Origin of the sequence: Arachidicoccus ginsenosidivorans (genome assembly GCF_007971385.1) — a bacterium.
Lineage (GTDB): Bacteria > Bacteroidota > Bacteroidia > Chitinophagales > Chitinophagaceae > Arachidicoccus > Arachidicoccus ginsenosidivorans.
Genome location: NZ_CP042434.1, coordinates 3,411,114 through 3,431,309, shown reverse-complemented (window position 1 = coordinate 3,431,309; position 20,196 = coordinate 3,411,114). Strand labels below are relative to the sequence as shown.

Annotated in this window: 18 protein-coding genes; 10 read left to right on the top strand and 8 right to left on the bottom strand. The window is 43.6% G+C overall.

Annotated features, from left to right (window positions below; all coding sequences use genetic code 11):
• Positions 1-25: 25 nt before the first annotated feature.
• Positions 26-598: a YfiT family bacillithiol transferase gene (locus FSB73_RS13785; RefSeq protein ID WP_146783292.1), complete on the bottom strand. Its 573-nt coding sequence runs from the start codon at positions 596-598 to the stop codon at positions 26-28.
• A 139-nt stretch (positions 599-737) separates the two neighbouring features.
• Positions 738-1,499 carry an ABC transporter ATP-binding protein gene (locus FSB73_RS13780; protein WP_146783289.1) on the bottom strand — a complete coding sequence of 254 codons (762 nt, stop codon included), beginning with the start codon at positions 1,497-1,499 and terminating at the stop codon, positions 738-740.
• 306 nt (positions 1,500-1,805) lie between these two features.
• Between FSB73_RS13780 and FSB73_RS13775 the strand changes: the two genes are divergently transcribed.
• Both FSB73_RS13775 and FSB73_RS13770 read left to right on the top strand, forming a co-directional pair.
• Complete coding sequence (locus FSB73_RS13775) at positions 1,806-3,068, top strand: aspartate kinase (protein ID WP_146783286.1); 1,263 nt, start codon at positions 1,806-1,808, stop codon at positions 3,066-3,068.
• Between the two features lie 113 nt (positions 3,069-3,181).
• A complete protein-coding gene (locus tag FSB73_RS13770; RefSeq protein ID WP_146783283.1) occupies positions 3,182-3,541 on the top strand; it encodes a DUF4870 domain-containing protein in 360 nt (119 codons plus the stop codon).
• 143 nt (positions 3,542-3,684) lie between these two features.
• Here FSB73_RS13770 and FSB73_RS13765 read toward each other — a convergent pair whose 3' ends face one another.
• A complete protein-coding gene (locus FSB73_RS13765; protein ID WP_146783280.1) occupies positions 3,685-4,476 on the bottom strand; it encodes a hypothetical protein in 792 nt (263 codons plus the stop codon).
• Positions 4,477-4,935: 459 nt separating this feature from the next.
• On the opposite strand from FSB73_RS13765, the gene proS reads away from it, so the two are divergent.
• From proS to FSB73_RS13735, 7 genes are all read left to right on the top strand, one after another.
• Positions 4,936-6,414, top strand: a complete 1,479-nt coding sequence (gene proS, locus FSB73_RS13760; RefSeq protein ID WP_146783277.1) for a proline--tRNA ligase — start codon at positions 4,936-4,938, stop codon at positions 6,412-6,414.
• Between the two features lie 210 nt (positions 6,415-6,624).
• Positions 6,625-7,467, top strand: a complete 843-nt coding sequence (locus tag FSB73_RS13755) for a hypothetical protein (protein ID WP_225974002.1) — start codon at positions 6,625-6,627, stop codon at positions 7,465-7,467.
• 257 nt (positions 7,468-7,724) lie between these two features.
• Positions 7,725-8,408 carry an MFS transporter gene (locus tag FSB73_RS25045; RefSeq protein WP_225974001.1) on the top strand — a complete coding sequence of 228 codons (684 nt, stop codon included), beginning with the start codon at positions 7,725-7,727 and terminating at the stop codon, positions 8,406-8,408.
• Positions 8,357-8,980: an MFS transporter gene (locus FSB73_RS25040; RefSeq protein ID WP_225974000.1), complete on the top strand. Its 624-nt coding sequence runs from the start codon at positions 8,357-8,359 to the stop codon at positions 8,978-8,980. The genes FSB73_RS25045 and FSB73_RS25040 overlap by 52 nt, the downstream gene beginning before the upstream one ends.
• A gap of 151 nt (positions 8,981-9,131) precedes the next feature.
• The gene (locus FSB73_RS13745) at positions 9,132-10,400 is read left to right on the top strand and encodes a CinA family nicotinamide mononucleotide deamidase-related protein (RefSeq protein ID WP_146783274.1); all 1,269 of its coding nucleotides are present in this window, start codon (positions 9,132-9,134) and stop codon (positions 10,398-10,400) included.
• Positions 10,401-10,469: 69 nt separating this feature from the next.
• A complete protein-coding gene (locus FSB73_RS13740; protein WP_146783271.1) occupies positions 10,470-11,870 on the top strand; it encodes a dihydrolipoamide acetyltransferase family protein in 1,401 nt (466 codons plus the stop codon).
• A gap of 107 nt (positions 11,871-11,977) precedes the next feature.
• Positions 11,978-12,652, top strand: a complete 675-nt coding sequence (locus tag FSB73_RS13735) for a DUF922 domain-containing protein (protein ID WP_146783268.1) — start codon at positions 11,978-11,980, stop codon at positions 12,650-12,652.
• Here FSB73_RS13735 and FSB73_RS13730 read toward each other — a convergent pair.
• From FSB73_RS13730 to pyrF, 5 genes are all read right to left on the bottom strand, one after another.
• A complete protein-coding gene (locus tag FSB73_RS13730) occupies positions 12,639-13,403 on the bottom strand; it encodes a type 1 glutamine amidotransferase (RefSeq protein ID WP_146783266.1) in 765 nt (254 codons plus the stop codon). The two genes, FSB73_RS13735 and FSB73_RS13730, sit on opposite strands and share 14 nt — an antisense overlap.
• 76 nt (positions 13,404-13,479) lie before the next feature.
• A complete protein-coding gene (locus FSB73_RS13725) occupies positions 13,480-14,076 on the bottom strand; it encodes a hypothetical protein (protein ID WP_146783262.1) in 597 nt (198 codons plus the stop codon).
• Between the two features lie 205 nt (positions 14,077-14,281).
• Positions 14,282-16,882 carry a S9 family peptidase gene (locus tag FSB73_RS13720; protein ID WP_146783259.1) on the bottom strand — a complete coding sequence of 867 codons (2,601 nt, stop codon included), beginning with the start codon at positions 16,880-16,882 and terminating at the stop codon, positions 14,282-14,284.
• Positions 16,883-17,126: 244 nt separating this feature from the next.
• Positions 17,127-17,672 carry a hypothetical protein gene (locus FSB73_RS13715; RefSeq protein WP_146783256.1) on the bottom strand — a complete coding sequence of 182 codons (546 nt, stop codon included), beginning with the start codon at positions 17,670-17,672 and terminating at the stop codon, positions 17,127-17,129.
• A 211-nt stretch (positions 17,673-17,883) separates the two neighbouring features.
• A complete protein-coding gene (pyrF, locus tag FSB73_RS13710) occupies positions 17,884-18,702 on the bottom strand; it encodes an orotidine-5'-phosphate decarboxylase (RefSeq protein WP_146783252.1) in 819 nt (272 codons plus the stop codon).
• 205 nt (positions 18,703-18,907) lie between these two features.
• On the opposite strand from pyrF, the gene FSB73_RS13705 reads away from it, so the two are divergent.
• Complete coding sequence (locus tag FSB73_RS13705) at positions 18,908-20,185, top strand: Lnb N-terminal periplasmic domain-containing protein (RefSeq protein ID WP_146783249.1); 1,278 nt, start codon at positions 18,908-18,910, stop codon at positions 20,183-20,185.
• Positions 20,186-20,196 lie beyond the last annotated feature (11 nt).

Here is a 20,196-nt window from a genome sequence, read left to right as displayed (position 1 = left end):
ATTTATGTCCCTTTAAATTTCATTATTATTGCCAGCCCATCCTGGTTTTCAGCTCCATTACATGAGCCAGGTGGTGGCGGCCATGCCAGCTATACATGCCCAGGTGTGTATAAATGCTAATCGCTTCCCCTGAGCCGGGATAGATCATTTCCCTTTGCCAATCTTCATCTTGAAGGGATTCATAAATTTTTACCCAACGCAGATGCAGGCTATGCAGTAGGGTCAGTGATATATTAATCGGTAACCCCTTTGTATCCTCCAGGTTGGCCCATAAATGTTCTTCATAAGATTTGATAACTGGTTTATCTTCAGTCAGTGCCATTTTAAAGCGGATATACCCATTCATGTGGCTATCGGCCACATGATGTACCACCTGTTGAATGGTCCAGCCTCCAGGTCTGTATGGCGTGTGTAAGGCAGGCGCATCCAGGCTTTGCACAGCGATTTCCAACAAGGCAGGCAGCGACTGCAAATCCGAAATCCATTTTATTTTCTGGGCTTCACTATATGGTGCAGGATTATAATGCCCTATAGGATAGCGCAACTGTTCCAGGGAAGGTTGATTTTGTAATTCGGGGGTGGTATTTGATGTAGACATAGGGTATATATTTAGGTTTTAGCTTAGCAAATTGTATGCATTTATAAAAGAGCTGGGTGTTTCTTTCCAGGGCTGAGACTAAAATTACAACGGGTCACTTATTCAAGCACTTCTTATCTTATCTTATCTCTTTTCTCCATCAAATATCTCTGAGTGTTTTACCCGTCAGATGCAAAAATACATCCTCCAGATTGGCCATTTTCACCTGTTTAGGTCTTTCAAACCCGGTAGCCACTAAATCATCAATCATCTGATCGGGCGTATCCAGTGAAATAATATTGCCTGCATCAACAATGGCAATCCGGTCACATAAAAATTCTGCTTCGTCCATATAATGCGTTGTCAATATGACCGTCGTTCCTCTACTTTTAATTTCTCTGATCAAATCCCAGAGGTTACGTCTGGCCTGCGGATCCAGCCCCGTAGTGGGTTCATCCAAAAAGATAATCTTGGGTTTATTGATCAAGGTAGTGGCAATAGAAAAGCGCTGTTTTTGACCGCCGCTAAGCTGCTTGAACTTATTTTTAGCCTTATCTCTTAGTTGTACTGTATCCAGGAGTTCGAGTGGATCTACCTTTTGATTGTAAAGACCAGCAAACATTTGTACCAGTTCATACAGATTTAGCCCTGGATAATAACCTGCAGCCTGCAACTGGACACCAATAATTTTTTTTATCTCTGCCGCCTGCCGGTCCAGATCCATCCCATCCACGAACACCTTACCACTGGTTTTTGGCCTTAATGTCTCAATAATCTCCAGGGTGGTAGATTTGCCGGCGCCATTGGGTCCCAGTAACCCAAAGATTTCTCCTTCCATTACGTCAAAAGAAATACCCTTGACCGCCTTGAAACTGCCATAGTTTTTTACCAAATCCTGCACTGAAATAATCGGTTCTGCCATGGCTGCAAATTAATTGATAATTTTGGATCGAAGCGCCAATTTAAGCAATTTAACAAGGCAGGCCCATTAAAACAAAACGACTCACCAAATTAGTACATGTAGATAAAAACCATAATGTTTATGAAAAAGCGTTGACCCAGTGCTAGTGATCGCTTTTTTCAATGCGTCATTGCTGGGCAATTTAACGCTTGCTGAAGAGGCAAATCAGCCATAGACTCGTCTAATCTGCTCAAATTGTCCAAATAGTCGCCATCAACCTGTATTTTTGCGGCTAACTTATTATTATCACAATATACAATATAGATCATGCGGGTATTTAAGTTTGGTGGTGCCAGTGTGCAGGACGTGGACCATGTAAAACATGTAGGGAAAATCCTGGAACAGTATAAAGGTGAAAAAAACCTTATTATTATCTCTGCCATCGGTAAAACAACCAATGCACTGGAAACAGTTGCTGAAGCTTTTTTTGCCGGCAGAAAGGAAGATGCCCTGCGGCTATTTGGAGATATTCGCAAACAACATTTAACGCTTGCCAAATACCTGTTGGTGCTGGAGTTTAATCCCTGTATCGCGCAACTGGCAGATTTTTTTACAGAGGTAGAATGGTTGTTGCACGACAAACCAGTTCGGGAATTCAGCTATTATTACGACCAGATTGTAAGTGTTGGAGAACTAATGAGTACTTGTATTATCAGTTATTACCTCAAAGAATACAAAATAAACAATGAATGGCTGGATGTAAGAGATGTACTGCGCACAGACAATCATTTTCAGGAAGGCGTCGTAGACTGGGATTTTACCCAAAAGGCTGTCCAGTCGCAGTTATTACCGCTTTTTGAAAAGACAGACATTGTCATTACCCAAGGCTTTATAGGCTCTACAGACCAATGTGAGAATACAACCCTGGGTCGGGAAGGCAGTGATTTTAGTGCGGCTATTTTTGCCAGTATTCTTGAGGCGGACAACTTAACCATCTGGAAGGATGTGGAAGGTATTATGAATGCGGATCCAAGGCGCTTCCCGGAGGCGGTGTATATTCCGCAGTTAAGTTACCAGGAGGTTATTGAAATGGCTTATTATGGCGCCCAGGTGATCCATCCAAAAACCATTAAACCCCTGCAAAATAAAAATATCCCGCTCCATGTTAAATGCTTTTTGGATACGGGACTGCCCGGCACTTTAATTAACCAACATCCTGCCAAGGATTTACCGCCCATCCTGATTGATAAGCAGCACCAGGCACTGATTCATTTAAGGACGCTGGACTTCTCTTTTATCGAAGAAAAGCCCATGAGTCGGCTGTATAAGATTTTCCGGGAGCTCAAAATAAAACCCAACCTGATCCAGACCGGCGCCATTAGCTTGCAGGTGGCCGTAGATGATCAGACGGATAAAATTGAGCGGTTTGCCATCAAAGCCAGTGAATGGTTTGATGTGCAGTTGCAAAAAGACTTAAATCTTTTTACCATCCGCCATTATAATGAAGGCGTGATCTCCAAATATCTCTTAGGTAAAGAGCAGGTATTGTATCAGCAAAATGAATCGAATTTGCAGGTTTTGTATAAATAAGCAGTAGAGCCAGTATTGGAGGACCACTTAACTCCCCTAAAACCGGTATTTTTTGGTATAAAAGTGCTGAAAGTCCATAAAAATGTTAACTTTAGTTCAACAAAATCCGACTTATGCAAAATAATTCAATCTTAGGACAGGATACAACTCCTCCTACCCCTCCCACCCAAGATGAAAAAACCCTGGGCTTACTTGCCCACGTGATTACTTTCATCAGTACCTTTTTAGGCCCGTTGATCATTTATCTTGTCAAAAAAGATGAATCCTCTTTTGTATCAGAACATGCAAAAGAGTCCCTGAATTTTCAGATTACCATGGCGATAATCAGCCTTATCCTGATTATTTCTTTGATCGGTATACTCCTAATCTGGGTTGTGGGTATTATTGATGTCGTTTTAGTGATCGTGGCCACGATAAGAGCCTCAGAAGGCAAGCTCTATCGTTATCCATTTGCCCTCAGATTAATCAAATAATCTCTGTCAGCAGGTAATTTGAAAATGGATTAATAATAAAAGTGCCCGTTACCACTTTAGTGGTAACGGGCACTTTTATTATTAATCTTTAAACTCAATTCTTACCTGCTTATAAATGGCTTCCTACCTGTACCCCCAGCGCATTATCTGCTCCTGCCGGTACTTCTGGTAGCACCGCCACCACCACTACCACCGCTGCTTCTAGCGGGTGGAGAATAACTTCTGGTAGGTGGAGAATAACTTCTGGTAGGTGCAGAACTCCTGGCAGGTGGCGTATAGCTCCTTGTTGGAGGCGTATAGCTTCTGGTAGGCGCTGTCCTACGAATCGTATTATTACTTCTTGATTGTGAATAGTCTCTGGTGGCAGGTGCATATCTGCTTCTCGTACTGCTACTTGCATCACGAATCGTTGGCTGATAAGAACGTACGCCTCTTGTGTTGCTCACATTCATATCTCTTGAGGAAGCCCAGCGATTGGCCACGGTCGTCCTGGCAAAGGTTTTACCATCTCTGGTAACCAAATTGGAATGTCTGGTCGCTCTACGTACAACGTAAGGGGAATATCCCCAGCCGCCGCCATAATAACCGCCCCAGCCATAGGCAGGGTAACCCCAGTAACCGCCATAATATCCGGGCCAGCCAAAGGCGCCGCCCCAACCGGTGTATATACTACCCCAGCCATAATATCCGCCCCAGCCATAGCCGATGCCGATGCCCCAACCCCAAGGAGAATAGGAACCCCAACCCCAGGGTGAGCCCCAGCCCCAACCACTATAAAGACCTAAGCCCCAGAAGGGATTGCCTGCATAGAAATTGGCACCAAAATAGGCCGGATTATAGACATATCCATTATCATAGGCCCCACTGTTAAAATCAATCTTTGGTTCTTCACCAGCGGAGGTATCTGCATCCCAACTTTCATCATAGCCATCCATATCGTCTCCTTGATAATATGGATCGTTATACTGCTGCTGATCGTTGTACTGGGCCGAATTGTTTCTGGCGTAGCTATCTTCGGGCCTGGCCTGATAGACAACCGTGCAACTCCCCAGAAGCAGCGACAGAATACCAACGGTTAATAATTTATTTTCATCCTTACTTATTTTAAATGCTTGCAGACGGCTCTTGGTATAGCAGCCTGTTTACTTTCCTAGACTTTAATAACGTAAATATCAGCCTTTTTGCTACATGAACTGTTTAAATTTAAGCTATTTTTGTCAAATTTAAAACTTTAAATCTTAGGTTGTTAAATTAACTGCGAAGTTAGTACTTTTGCAACCTATTTTATTAGACTTTTTATCAGTGGCAATAGTTAATCTTTAAAGCCTAATAAATAGTTAAATAAGGCCTGATATAAAGGCACTCTAGCGCAATATATTACAGAATAAATTAACATGAGTAAAGAAATAACATCCCGCAGTGAGGATTATTCAAAGTGGTACAACGATCTGGTAATTAAAGGTGAGCTTGCTGATTATAGCGCCGTACGCGGTTGTATGGTCATCAAACCTTACGGCTTTGCGCTTTGGGAGAATATGCGCGATGTATTGGATAATATGTTTAAACAAACAGGGCATGTGAATGCTTATTTTCCCCTGTTTGTCCCTAAAAGCCTTTTTGAGGCGGAAGAAAAGAATGCAGAAGGCTTTGCCAAAGAATGTGCGGTGGTTACGCATTACAGGTTAAAAGCCGATCCTGAACATAAAGGAAAATTAATCGTTGACCCTGAGGCCAAACTAGAGGAAGAGTTAGTGGTTCGCCCCACTTCTGAGGCCATTATCTGGAGCACTTATAAAACCTGGATCCAATCCTATAGAGACCTGCCCTTGCTAATCAATCAATGGGCCAATGTCGTTCGTTGGGAAATGCGTACCCGGTTATTTTTACGCACCGCTGAATTCTTGTGGCAGGAAGGTCATACCGCGCATGCCACCCGTGAGGAGGCCGTAGAGGAAGCCGTTAAAATGCTGCATGTTTATGGTGATTTTGTTGAACAATATATGGCTGTTCCTGTAATCAGAGGCGTTAAAAGTGAAAGTGAACGTTTTGCGGGTGCCGTTGATACGTATTGTATTGAAGCACTCATGCAGGACGGGAAAGCCCTGCAGGCCGGCACTTCTCATTTCTTAGGTCAGAACTTTGCCAAAGCCTTTGATGTTAAATTCAGTGACAAACAAAATAAGCTGGATTATGTCTGGGCCACCAGTTGGGGGGTTTCAACCCGGCTGATCGGCGGGCTGGTCATGGCCCACAGCGACGATGAAGGCTTGATTTTACCACCTAAAATCGCACCCATCCAATTGGTTATTGTCCCTATCTGCAAAGGAGAAGAACAAAAAGCCAAAATCGATGCCGTTATTGTACCACTAATGGATAGGTTAAAGGCTAAAGGTGTTCGTGTTAAATATGATGATTCTGATAATCAGCGGCCGGGCTGGAAGTTTGCAGAATACGAGAAAAAGGGCGTACCATTAAGAATGGCTATTGGTTTGCGGGACCTGGAAAATGGTCAGGCCGAGCTGGCACGCAGAGACACCAGAGAAAAATCGACTTATTCGCTGGAAGGTTTCGACGATAAAGTGGTTGAACTATTAGCAGACATTCAAGTAAGTATCTTTAATAAAGCTAAAGCCTTCCAACAGGAAAATATCACCAAGGTGGATACCTGGGAAGATTTTGTCCGTTTACTTGATGAAAAACCTGGATTTTTATCTGCTCATTGGGACGGCACTGCTGATACAGAAGAAAAAATAAAGGAACTGACTAAAGCCACCATCCGTTGCATTCCTTTGGATAATCCTCAGGAGGAAGGCAAATGCATCCTTACCGGCAAGCCCAGTACGCAAAGGGTATTATTTGCCAGGGCGTATTAATACAATAATCGACTTTTATTTTATAGGTGCATCTACCGGCACTTCTTTAGCTGAAATTTACCGCGAACAGCCGCTGCATGCAATCTTTAAAGTTAGCAGCGGCTGTTTTTTTTTACTACCGGCATCTGCCAATTGATAAATTTGAACAAGTCCCCCTCAGTTCCTACAGTCAAATCGCGCTTTTGCCCCAAAATCAATTATTTTTGTGCCATGAAATATCAAGTTGGTGATGAAATCCTGGTACTGCAAACAAATGAAGAAGGCCGTGTCCTGGAAATTTTAGATGATCAGATGGTCATTGTAGAAGTCCGGGGAGTGAAGTTTCCTATATATATTGATCAGATTGATTTTCCGTATTTTAAAAGATTTACCCAAAAGCCCAAGGAGCCTGCACCGAAAAAAGAGAAGGTGTTTATAGATCAGCTTCCGGTGGAAAAGAAAAGTCAGACCAATCATATCAAGGCGGAAAACGGCGTGTGGCTCACGCTTTTACCCAAATATTCCCTGGATGAGTTCGGTGATGATATAGTGGATTATTTTAAGATTTACCTGGTGAATCAAACCGGTGACAGTCTGCAGTATTACTATCAATACGAAAAAAATGGTCGGGTCGATTTTGAGTTAAAATCAGAGGTATTGGCCCACAAGGATGTCTATATCCACGATATGGATTTTTCTGACCTGAACGACTATCCGCATTTTTCAATTGAATTCTCCTTATTAAAAAAAGACGACAAAAAAGCCGAGTATTTTGAAAGTCAATTAAAATTAAAGCCCAAACAGGTTTTTAATAAGGTAGAAGAAATCAAAGACAAAAATGAACCCACGATTTCTTATATGCTGCTGGAAAAATATCCAGCCCGGGAAAAGCAGCTAAAGCAAGCTGATAATATGGATCTCAGCTCGCTAAGCAAAATTGGTTACAAAGTCATCCCTGCCAAAAAATTCAAGGAAACTTTGCCGCCAGTACGCAGTGTTGTTGACCTGCATATTGACAAAATCACGGATAACCCAAAGGGCTCTCTCACTATGAGATGCTCCAGCTGCAATTAAAGGAGTTTGAAAAATGGTACGATATTGCCGTGATCAACCGGCAACCCAACCTGATTATCATTCACGGGGTGGGAAAAGGCAAATTAAAAGAAGAGATTCACCAACTGCTAAAAAGCCGGGGGAGGTAAAAAGCTTTGTCAACCAATTTGACCACCGTTTTGGTTTTGGAGCCACGGAGATTTTCTTTCAATATTAAAAGGCAGGGGGTGTTAATTTTTATGGGTTTTGGTGTAAATTGTGGCACAAATTAACCTTTTATGGCAGCGACCTTGCTTCACAACAAAACCAATAAAAATATAATTTTACTCGTGCTGGTAGCCTCCCTGGGCTATTTTGTCGATATCTATGATTTGCTTATTTTCTCTATTGTCCGGATCCAGAGTCTAAAGGATATCGGGGTCCTGGAAAGAGAAATGCGGCAGATGGGGGAATATATCCTCAATATGCAAATGGCCGGGCTGCTAATTGGTGGTATCATCTGGGGAGTTATGGGTGATCGCTATGGCCGGATTAAAGTCTTATTTGGTTCAATTTTACTATATTCGATTGCCAATATTTGCAATGGGTTTGTTCACGATGTCAATACCTATGCTTTTGTTCGTTTTATTGCAGGCATCGGGCTGGCAGGTGAACTGGGTGCTGGCATAACGCTGGTCGCAGAAACCATGCCCAAAGAAAAGCGAGGTTATGGCACCATGATGGTAGCCGTTGTTGGGCTATTCGGGGCAGTGGCCGCCAAACAGGTGTCCCATTATTTTGCCTGGCGGGCTGCTTATTTTGTCGGGGGTGGACTGGGCATTGTACTGCTGTTTTTAAGGCTGGGTATTTTTGAATCCGGTATGTTTGAGCAGGCTGCCAAAAACGCTCAGGTAAAAAAGGCAGCCTTAGTATGCTACTGGGCAATAAAGAGCGGCTTGTTAAATATATCCATTGTATCCTGATCGGATTGCCGCTTTGGTTTGTTGTTGGCATTCTGCTCACTCAAGCCCCGGAAATCGGCCGGCATCTGCAGGCAAAAGGTGTTTTGGATGCAGGCTCCGGTATTATGTTTGCATATATTGGCATTTCCTTCGGGGATCTGGTCGCTGGTTTACTCTCCCAGTTATTAAAGTCCAGAAAAAAGGTCATATTAATCTTTTGTCTGTTTACCTTGGGTAGCTGTACTTATTACCTGAACTATAAGGGCATCACCCCTACCCAGTTTAATTACCTGGCTTTTGTTATTGGTCTGGGCGTTGGCTATTGGGCCAACTTTGTCACCATCGCCGCAGAACAGTTTGGCACCAATTTAAGAGCTACAGTTACGACTACCGTACCCAATTTTGTCAGAGGAGCGCTCATACCGATTACCTTACTTTTTGAGTTTTTTGTAAAACGCTTTTCCCTGATTCCTGCAGCTTATATTATGTTGTTTTTACTGGTAGCCATTGCTTTATTTTCACTCGGCCGGTTGAAAGAGTCCTTCCATAAGGACCTGGATTATATGGAAGAAGATGCGCCTGTGACCGTATAAATGCTATAGGATACTCAAATTCAAGTGTTTATATATTTACCTATGGAGCAACTTTCTTGTTAAAGCTTGCTGGGCAAATGCTTAAATCTTCCCTACTTTGGAAAGATAAACCCCATTTTTTAGTAAATTGCACCCAACTAATAAGGCAAGTATGCAGCGTATAACCGCTACTATTCTAACGATTGGTGATGAATTGCTAATTGGCCAGGTAATCGACACAAATGGTGCCTGGCTCGGCCAGGCACTCAATAATATTGGCGTTTGGGTTGCCAGACGTGTCACTGTGAGCGACAAATGGGAAGCTATCTGGCAAGCACTGGATCAGGCGTCTCAGGACTCCGATGTAATCCTGATTACCGGAGGGTTGGGACCAACAAAAGATGATTTGACTAAACCGCTTCTTAATGAATATTTTGGTGGCAAATTAGTCCTCCATGAGCCTTCTTTAAAAATTATAGAAGGTATATTTTCCCGCTCCAATCGGCAGATGCTGGATGTTAATATCAAACAGGCTGAAGTCCCTGATGTGTGTACCGTTATGTTGAATCCACGTGGAACAGCCCCTGGAATGCAGTTTGAAAAGAATGGCAAGCTCTATTTCAGTATGCCCGGTGTCCCTTTTGAGATGAAAGGCCTTACGGAAAATTATGTTTTAAAGGCAATTCAGGATAAATTTGAACTGGGGCAAGTCCTGCACCGAACGATGACCACCATTGGTCTAGGGGAATCCTTTGTTGCTGAACGCCTTAGCACCTTGGAAAACGCACTGCCAGATCGGATCAAATTAGCTTATTTGCCCGGGCACCAGGCGGTACGCTTAAGGCTTACAGAAACGCTCCAACCGGGTCAAAAGGCTGCGATTGACGACTATTTTCTGCAGATGAAGGAAAGCTTAAGCGATATACTCGTCACAGATCAAGATATCAGTTTTGCTGAACTGATCGCCGATTTACTTCTTAAATATGGCAAAACTGTTACGACAGCAGAAAGTTGCACCGGCGGTTACTTGGCCGCTCAATTAACCGCTATTAGCGGTGCTTCTGCCTATATACATGGCAGTGTAGTCAGCTATGATAACCGGATCAAGGAAAACCTGCTGCGCGTTCCTAAACAGATTTTAGACGCGTATGGGGCGGTTAGCGAACAGGTGGTTGAACATATGGCAAGTAACGTAAGAAAGCTCATGCAGGCTGATTACAGTATCGCTGTTTCGGGCATTCTGGGCCCCACCGGAGGCACGCAGTTAAAACCCGTAGGGACTGTCTGGATAGCCGCGGCTAGTGAGGCGCAGGTGGTCACCAAACTTTGTCATTTTCGTTATGACCGGCTGCATAACCGGGAGGCCACCTCTTTGCAGGCTTTCAATTTACTGCGCAAGCTGATTGAAGCCGAAAATCAAACACCTGAATTTCCAGGTTAGTAAACTTAATTGTACATTTCCAGGCCCAAAATACCTGTTCAGCAGGGATCCTGGCATAAAAACTTATTTATGGCGTTAATAGAACTGAAAATGCCGGCACTCGGCGAAGGAATTATAGAAGCGACTGTCCTAAAATGGCTTAAAAACCCGGGCGAAACAGTAGAAGAGGAAGAAATGGTCCTTGAAATCGCCACCGATAAGGTAGACAGCGAAGTTCCTTCCACGGTAAGTGGTATCCTGAAGGAAGTCTTTTTTCAGGAAAATGAAGTAGCGCCTGTTGGCGCAACCATTGCAACAATTGAAACTTCCACTGAATCAGGGCTTAACGGGGCAAATACTACGCAAAATGAAGCCGTAGGCGGAACATCTGCAGCAGCGCAAAGCAAAGAAGCGCCAGCTACAAATCCAACTACAACTACTCAATCATCTTCAAATGAAGGGCTTGAAGTGCCTTATGTGCCAACCGCCACCCCTGTCAGCACACAGGACATGAATAATCAACAAGGCAGCATTAATTATAATGGTAATGGCAATAATGGTTTTTATTCCCCACTGGTAATGAGCATCGCCGCCAAAGAAGGGATTGATCCCACTGAGCTGGCCCGTATTGAAGGCACCGGCAATGAAGGTCGACTGACCAAAAAGGATTTACTGGACTATCTGTCCTCAAGGAATAATGGACAGTCCAGCGCAAGAGCCATCAGCTCGCCCAACAACCAGCCATCCGAGACAGGTGCCGGTGCGTCCATTCAATTTTCCGGCGAGACTGAAATCATCCAGATGGATCGGATGCGTAAGTTGATTGCCAAGCATATGAAAGACTCGCAAAACACAAGTGCTACTGTGACCAGTTTTGCAGAGGTGGATGTAACCAATATGGTGAAGTGGCGTGAAAAAGTAAAAAAGGATTTTGAAGTCCGTGAAAAGACCAAGATCACCTTTACACCTTTATTTATAGATTGTGTGGCACGCACTATCAAGCGATTTCCGTTTATTAACAGCTCTGTTGAGGGAGATCAAATTATTTTAAAGAAAAGTATTAATATTGGGATGGCCACAGCACTTCCCAGTGGTAATCTGATTGTTCCGGTCATTAAAAATGCCGATCATCTAAACTTAGTTGGGCTCAGTAAAGCGGTCAATGATCTGGCTAACAGGGCCCGTAATAATCAATTAAAACCAACGGATACCCAGGAAGGTACTTTTACCTTAACCAATGTGGGCACTTTTGGCTCGCTGGGGGGCACGCCTGTTATCAATCAACCACAGGTAGCCATTCTGGCCATTGGTACCATAAAGAAAAGACCGGTTGTGATTGAAACTGCGATGGGTGATACCATCGGTATCCGCCATATCATGATCCTGTCACTTAGCTATGATCACCGGATTATTGATGGTGCGATGGGCTCCATGTTCCTGGATGGAGTGGTCAAGGAAATTGAAAATTGGGATCCTAATAAGAAATATTAACTTAATTTATTATAATTATTTATATATAAGGTGCTAATTGGCCTTCAAAAATCATGTTGAAACATTATTTGTAGGTAACTTGCCAGTTGAAATCGAGTCAAATAATTATGGCAAGAAGATTACAAGCGGCAAATTATATAACAAGACACCTCGCATTATGGATAACAGGGTTAATACTAACCCTGTTCCAGTTTAATCGTGCCCAGGCGCAGTTTACTGATTCTTTAAGGGATGTAAGTTGGAGTCAGGGAAAATTAACCTTTAATAATTTCAGGGTGGTCCGACCTGCCAGAAAAAAGCGGGCGCTATCAGTGGGCGCGGTCACTTCCAGTCAGCCTGGCGTAGAGGTAAGTGTCAGTAATCTGGATCTGCAAAGGGTGCTTAAAATAACGATGACCAACCGGTTCAGCTATAACAAATCATGGATATCTGCAGATGCTCTGCAGGACAGTGGCCTGTTGCAGCATGAACAGGGCCATTTTGATATTAATGAGATTTACACACGCAAGACCTTCCAACAATTAAAACGAATTAAATTTTCCAATAATTTTCAGGCAGAAATCGCGGCGGTCATGACCATTATGGATCAGGAACGTTCCAAGGTCCAACAGAGCTATGAACGCCAGACCTTGCATGGTTTACTTCACGAAAATCAAACAAAATGGAACGCCCGGATTGAAAATACTTTAAGCAGCCTCCCTCCCTATGAAGGCCAGCGGATCAGCCAGACCTTACCACCAATAGATAATGAAGCTAAGGACAAGGACCTTAGATATCAATAGTTCCCAAAAGCCACCTATTGAGCAGCATGGTTAACAACTGGTTGCAGTTTTCTATATGGTGACTACTCGCGCTAATGGCCACCGCTGATTGTACATACGGTAAATCTGCCCTTAAGTCGCCCTCCGAGCTCAGTTCTTCCCTACCCTTTTCCAGCATGAATGCCAGGCTTTCTTTGGTAACTTCCAAATGGAACTGCAGACCAATAACCTGGTCTGCCAGCACAAAAGCCTGATTCGTATTTGCGGTAGATTTCAGCAGATTTACGCAACCAGCGGGCAAATCAAACTGATCCCCGTGCCAGTGAAAAACAACCGGTTTTGTTTCAAATAAAGAAGTCACCCAGTGTGCAGGTCCGTCTGCCATATCCGGTAGTGGCAGTGTATTTTGAACGCCAAACCAACCAATTTCTTTATAGGGAGCTGGATGCACCCTGGCCCCCAGGCAATCTGCGATTAACTGCGCTCCCAGGCAAATACCCAGCATTTTTACACCGGCCGCAATGCAGGCATGGATAAAGGCTTTTTCTTCTTTCAGCCATATATAGGTTAATTCATCATAGATACCCATGGGGCCTCCCATTACGATTAACAGATCTATATCAGCAGGATCAGGCAAGGTATACGGCGGCCCGTAAAACCGGGTGGCCGTTACAGTAAAACCCTGCGCTACAAGCCAGGTTTCAATAAAACCGAGCCCTTCAAAATCCACATGCTGTAAGTAATGTGCTTTTTTAGCAGTTGTTTTACTCATTTTATTTTATAGATGCTTGACCTGGATATTTTTTTGATTAAGGAACTTTCCCCAGAAAAAATAATGCACAGCTGATTTATTGGGCTGCAGCCAAATAATCTTTGGCAATCGCTGTGGCCATAGATTGCAACAGATATTTGGCTTCGGATTGTGGTAATATATCGGTCGCTAAAATGGTAAAATCACTTTCCAGATGATTGTTATTGACTTTGTTTTTCATCTGCCAGGCCACAACAGCGGATTCCATAAAAGCCGCCAGGTCTTCTGGGGAAATCTGGGCATAATTGGCCCAATAATGTGTTCCTTCTACATTCACAGGTGGAAAAACAAAACCTGTAATCACTTCTTTGCCGTTTTCCATCTTAAAGCCGATGACCACTTGTTCGGAAGGAATGAATGCCGGAAGGGTAGAAATTACCTGGATGGCAAAATACCCTTGCTTTCTGACAAAAGAAAAGGACACCACGCCCGTTGTACCGTCATTTTGTTTCCCAGCGAGAATGACCATATTATTACGCTCTGAGCCTATGGACTCAATTACCCGAAGGCCGTCATTATCATCGTTTAGAACGATGGTATCAAAAAACTTTTTGCGGCCGGGCCGAATATCTCCAGTTTCAGCACTGTGCGTAAATTTTTCAACGGCATTTTGTAACAGTTCACGTGGTTCCATAATGATTAGGTATAGGTATTTAATTGTGATGTCTATTGAAGTAAAAATACAATTAAAATGCCAATAATCTTTCCGGCCGTCTTAGATTTGGGCGGGATTTAACGCTCACTAAAAAGGAGGTCAACTGACCTCCTTTTTAGTGATTTTGGTATTATTTTACCTTAAGTATTTGACCGAGCGCCGTTTTATTTTTAAAAATGACCGCCTAATCATCACTAAGCGCCTTATCCTGATTGGCCTGCACCATATCAACCTGGGCAGCGTGGGTAAAATCGCCGATCAGCCACTGGCTATAATAATCTGCCAGTCGCCAGAAAAAATATTCTTCCATATCCCCGTAAGCATGGCGCTGTCCGGGTAGTACGACTAGATCAAAGCGTTTATTGGCTTTAATCAGTGCATTAACAACTCGGATAGTATTGGCCGGATGAACATTATCATCCACATCTCCTGTTGTAAGCAGTAAATGGCCTTTTAGATGAGATGCTATTTCTGGGTTCGTCGCAATTTTAAACACAAAGCTGGTATCCCCCTTAGCGTTAATTTTCTCCGTAATGCCATGGTGCTTCTCACTCCACCAGTTGTTATAAATCCGGTTGTCGTGATTGCCCGAAGATGACACGCCTACTTTAAAAAAGTCCGGGTAAGTAAACATGGCAGCCGCTGTCATAAAACCACCACCGGAATGTCCGTAAATGCCGACTTTATTAATGTCAATATAATTGAACCGGTCTGCAATTTGCTCGGCTGCTGCCTTTTTATCGGCAAGTCCATAGTCTCTGAGGTTGCCGTATCCGTAATTATGATACCATTTTGATCTCAGCGGGCTACCGCCTCTGTTACCAACGGTCAAAACGATAAGGCCAATTTGTGCCAAACGATCTGTCCGGTCAGAAAGCCGGGTAAAAGCCGTCTGCACGGCTTCTGTCTGGGGGCCGGGATAGACGTATTCAACGAGTGGATACTTTTTAGTGCTATCAAAATCAAAAGGCTTATACATGACGCCGTACAGATCTGTAATTCCATCAGCTGCCTTTACTTTAACGATCTCAGGAAATTTATATCCGGCAGCAAATAACTGTGAGAGATCTGCAGAATCCAGCTCCATTACTTTTTTACCCTGATTATTCACCAGCACTGCGCTGGGTACGGTATTTACCCTGGAATAATTATCCACAAAATACTTTTTAGAATCGCTCATACTGATATCATGGTCAAAATTACCCTTGTCCAGTAATTGCAATCCTGTGCCGTCAAAATTTATACGGTACAGGTGCATATAATAAGGATTCTCGCCGGTTTCTTTGGCATTCGCGGTAAAATACAGTACCCTGTTCGCCTCATCTATTTTTTCGATACTGTTGCAATGAAAACCTCCGGGCGTAATCTGATTTTTCAAATTACCCTGACCGTCATAGAGGTAAAATTGCGCCCATCCACTTCGCTCACTCCATTCAATCAGCTCTTTACCGCCATTAATCACACCGACATTTTGTGCTTCCTGTGAGGTATTCATCCGCTCCTGTATAATAGAGGTTGCGCTGCCTGCCACTGCATCGACCTTTAATACGTCGATTTTTTTCATATCCCGGCTTTGCCGGGTAACATAAAAATGAGTAGCATCCCCTGACCAGATAAGCGGCACATAGGGTTTATCTCTGTCAGCGGACTGATAGGGCTTGCCTTGGATGCCCAGCGTCTGATCCTTATAAGCATGGGCATCAATCTCCCTTTGTGTCTTTGTGTTCACATCAAAAACAAGCAGATGATAAATGGACAGGGCCGTATCTCCCGGCATGGAATAAGCGTAGGTTTCAAGGGTCGGGCGGGGTTCTTTGATATTATGTACGACCCATAGTTTGCTTACTTTGCGGTCATCCTCTCTGGTCATGGCAAAATACTTAGAATCAGGCGACCAGAGTAAATAAGGCCTGGACCGCTTGTCTTTGTCCTTTTCCATCTCCACATTATCGGTGCCGATATTGCTGGCATTACGCCCATAAGTATAATACAGTTCTCCATCTTTTGTGATGGGATGCTCTACAATGGTACTATCCTTATCATTGATGAGCGCTTTTTCAAAATTTTCTCTGTCCATCCAGTAGAGATTGTAATGCTTGACAAAGACAATGGTTTTACCATCGGGAGAGATATTGGCCCAGCGCAAGGTTTCTTTCCTTCTTTTGTAGTCTTTTAATTCAGTTAGCTGATCCTGACCAATATCATAGCGAAAATAATAGACTTTTTTATGGGTTTTCTGGTCCTTGGTGTTATCCCTATTGCCTTTATTTCTTGTCTTGCTTGAGTCTTTAATGTTGCTGCTATCCTGATCCAAAACGTCTTTTTTAGATTTAATCTGGAAGCGGATGGCATTTTCATTTTCTAAGAACTCTACGCTGTCAATGGGGAAATGCTGCGCCGTAAAAGGTTCCTCAACGATCTCACTGACTTTAGCTATGACCTTTTTTTCATCAAATAAGGGTCTTTTGGTGGCCTGGGCGGCGTCTACCAAATACCATTTTTTGCCTTGGCTGGTTTCAAACTGGTACCAAAACCGATCCCCCTTTTGCAGCCAGTGCGGACTGACCCTGGTAGAGAAAATCATGCGTCTTTGTCTCTCGGGAGAGAACTTGGCAGCCAATGCATAATTGGCTTTTGCGGGTGACTGCTGCAATTGTGGCTGGGTCGAGTGGCCACCTGATAGTTGTTGCGCTGTGGCTCTATTTATCTGCAGATTAAAACTAAAGCCAAAACATAAGTATAAGCCCAATGCTGTTTTCAAAAATAAACCTATTGTACGGTTCATAAGCTTTAAGGTAAGATGTGTTATGTGTTGTTTGTTGTGAAATTTGTATTGTGTAATGTAATGTAATGTATTGTGTGATGCTTGTCGTTAAACGTCATGAAAAGAGCCCGATATGGAACGTCCGGAAATCTTGTTATTACATATTTTGTCGGATTTTGGAAAGCTTCAAACGATTAATAATAGCGCTTACAGGCTCATTTTAATACTACGATAATGGTCATGGTCATGGTCATTTTCGCCGGCTTTATCGCAGATGAATATAAATCACAGCTGGTCCCTTTACCGTGCCATCGGCCATATTATCCTTACCAATCCTGAGCGTATAAGTCCCGTTTTGCCCGGTTCTATAGTGCAGCTCATGTCCAAAAGGGCCATCCATGGTACCATCCGGCAAGACAATCTGATTGAATCTTAAATTGCGCTGACTACCACTTGCATGCAGGGTAGCCATTAAGGAATCTACGTCCTGCACATTCTGTATGACCAGGTTCGCCCGTTGAAAATCATGATCTAACTGTAAAACAATGGAGTCAGGGATACTGCCTGCCTTTACAGTAGCCTCAATGAGAGAGTCGTTATCTAATTTAGTAATGCCGATGTATTGACGTATAGTCGTCGTAGACTCAGTCTGCCCGCCGCTACTACGCTGCTCCTGGCCATCGTTTTGGCCATTGTTCTGACCTTTGTCCTGGCCACCGCCACAGCTTCCTAATAACCCCATTAAAACAAAGACAGCCGCCATGAGCGTTAATGCATAAGCTCTTTGGCTGCCTGCAATCTTTTTTATCATTTTCTTAATTATTATATTGTTTTAATAAGTGGATGCTTTTACGCCTTCAATAACCGTCCCACTTATTACTTACCCACTTATTACAAATAAAGATTAAATGCTATATAGTTATTAACCAGTTACCTTTTTTAATCATTTCTTTTTTAGAACACTAAATGGCTTACCTCGCGTTTATCATCCTGCGTAAGCTGTATTCATGAGGCTTAGTCCTCTACCCTTGCAGCTTTTCAAATGCGGCCTGCATTTGCCTTTGATAACCCTGCGCTGCCGCCTTGGCCGCAGTTATATAATCTTCCCCATTAGAGGCGTAGATAACCCCTCTGCTGACATTGACCAGTAAACCGCAATTGGTTGTCCATCCTGCCGCGGCTACTTCTTCCACGCTGCCGCCCTGTGCACCTACACCAGGAACGAGTAGAAAATGACCCGGGATTAATTGCCGGATATTTTTAAGGGCGGCCGCCTGGGTGGCCCCTACCACAAACATCAGCTGATCAGGCGAGCCCCAGCTGGCAACGGTGGTCAGCACCTGCTCATAGAGCTTTTTACCACTGGATAGTTCCAGCTGTTCAAAATCAGCTGCCCCTTTATTGGAAGTAAGACCCAGAACGATGGTCGTTTTATCCTGATAGTCCAAAAAGGGCTGAATACTGTCTCTGCCCATATAAGGAGCCACGGTGACCGCATCAAACTGATAGGTCTCAAAAAAAGTCCGGGCATACTGGGCAGCAGTATTGCCTATATCACCTCTTTTGGCATCGGCGATGCTAAAATGGGTTGGAGGAATATGGGCCAGGGTTTGTTCAATGATCTCCCAACCTTGGGCGCCCATTGCTTCGTAAAAAGCAGTATTAATTTTATAGGCTACAGCGCTTTCCAGCGTCGCATCAATCATTGCTTTGTTAAATGCGATAATATCTTTCGGATTGTCTTGTAATCCGGCGGGCAGTTTGGCGGGATCTGTATCCAGTCCGACACATAAAAAGGAGCGTTTTTGATAAATAGAGGCTGTCAGTTGCTGTATATTCATGAATCTTAGTTAAGTCAAGTATAAGAGTTCAAAATAAGAAAGACCACCCTAAAAAAGGACAATCTCCCCGAGAAATTGCATCTTTGTAGCAGCGGATCCTGATTTATTAGATACAAAGACCTGATTTTATACGGGTAACATGCTATCAGGCTTTGGCCTATTAGCGTTCGGTAAAGACAGGTTCGGGCGGTAAAAATATTAAATTATGCAGATCATTTTAAATATTCCAATGCGTTTCAAACGGGTAATAACCCTGGTAGGTCTATTGATGTGCCTGACAGGCACACTCATTTCCCAGCCAGCCAGGGTGCAGCCGGCAGAAGCCGGAGCGCACCAGCAGGCCACCCAACTGACGCTCCAAAATGCTGCTCAAAATGATTCCACATTGCTGGCAGATCCACTCACCGTAAGTCTACTGACCTGCGCCCCGGGCGCAGATCTGTATTCCAGTTTCGGGCATACGGCGATCCGCATCCAAAACAAGCTGCTGCATACGGATTATGTCTTTAATTATGGCACCTTTCAGTTTGACCAGCCTAATTTTTATTTAAAATTCATTAGGGGCAAACTGGAGTTTATGCTGAGTATTGCCACCTTTGAGGAATTCATGTATGAATACAGGGTCACGCAGCGCTCAGTGACGGAGCAGGTACTCAATCTGAATGCCACTGAAAAACAACAAATTCTGGACTTTTTAAAGGACAATTATCAACCTGCAAAAAGATATTATAAGTATGATTTTCTCTATGACAACTGTGCCACCAGAATAAGGGACATATTATTTACCCAGATCAAGGGTACAGCGATCAAGGGCAAGATCGTTGCCGATCATACCAGTTTCAGGGACCTGATTTACCATTACCTGGATAAGGCTGGCCAGCCCTGGAGTAAACTAGGGATCGACATCCTTTTAGGCAGCCGTATTGATATCCCGGTGGATAATCAAACGGCGATGTTCTTGCCGGATTATCTATCGGCGGGGGCAGATGCAGCAACGCTCGCTGCAAAACCTTATGTCACCTCTGAAAAGAAAATCATCGACCTGCCTTCTCCAATAAGTCCCAGCAGTAAATACCTGCCATTAGTCCTGATAGGCGTTGTCTGCCTACTTTTGCTGTGGAGCTATTATTTATTAAGGCGTAAACCGAAAGCGCAGTTGATACTGGATAGTCTATTGCTTTATATTACCGGACTTTTAGGCGTCCTTTTATTGTTTATGTGGTTTGGTACAGATCATCAGGCCTGTAAAGATAATTTTAATTTGCTTTGGGCCATGCCGCTAAACCTGATCGCTGGATTTTTTATCTGGCGTAGGCCGGGCTGGCTGAAAAAATATTTTATCATCATGCTCGTCGTAACGGCCATCCTACTGGCATTCTGGTGGGGGCTGCCACAGCATTTTAATATAGCCCTGCTCCCCTTCTGTATCCTGATGCTGATTCGTTATGGGGCGCTGGCTACCCAAAAAAAGATCGGCCATTAACCGTTAATAGT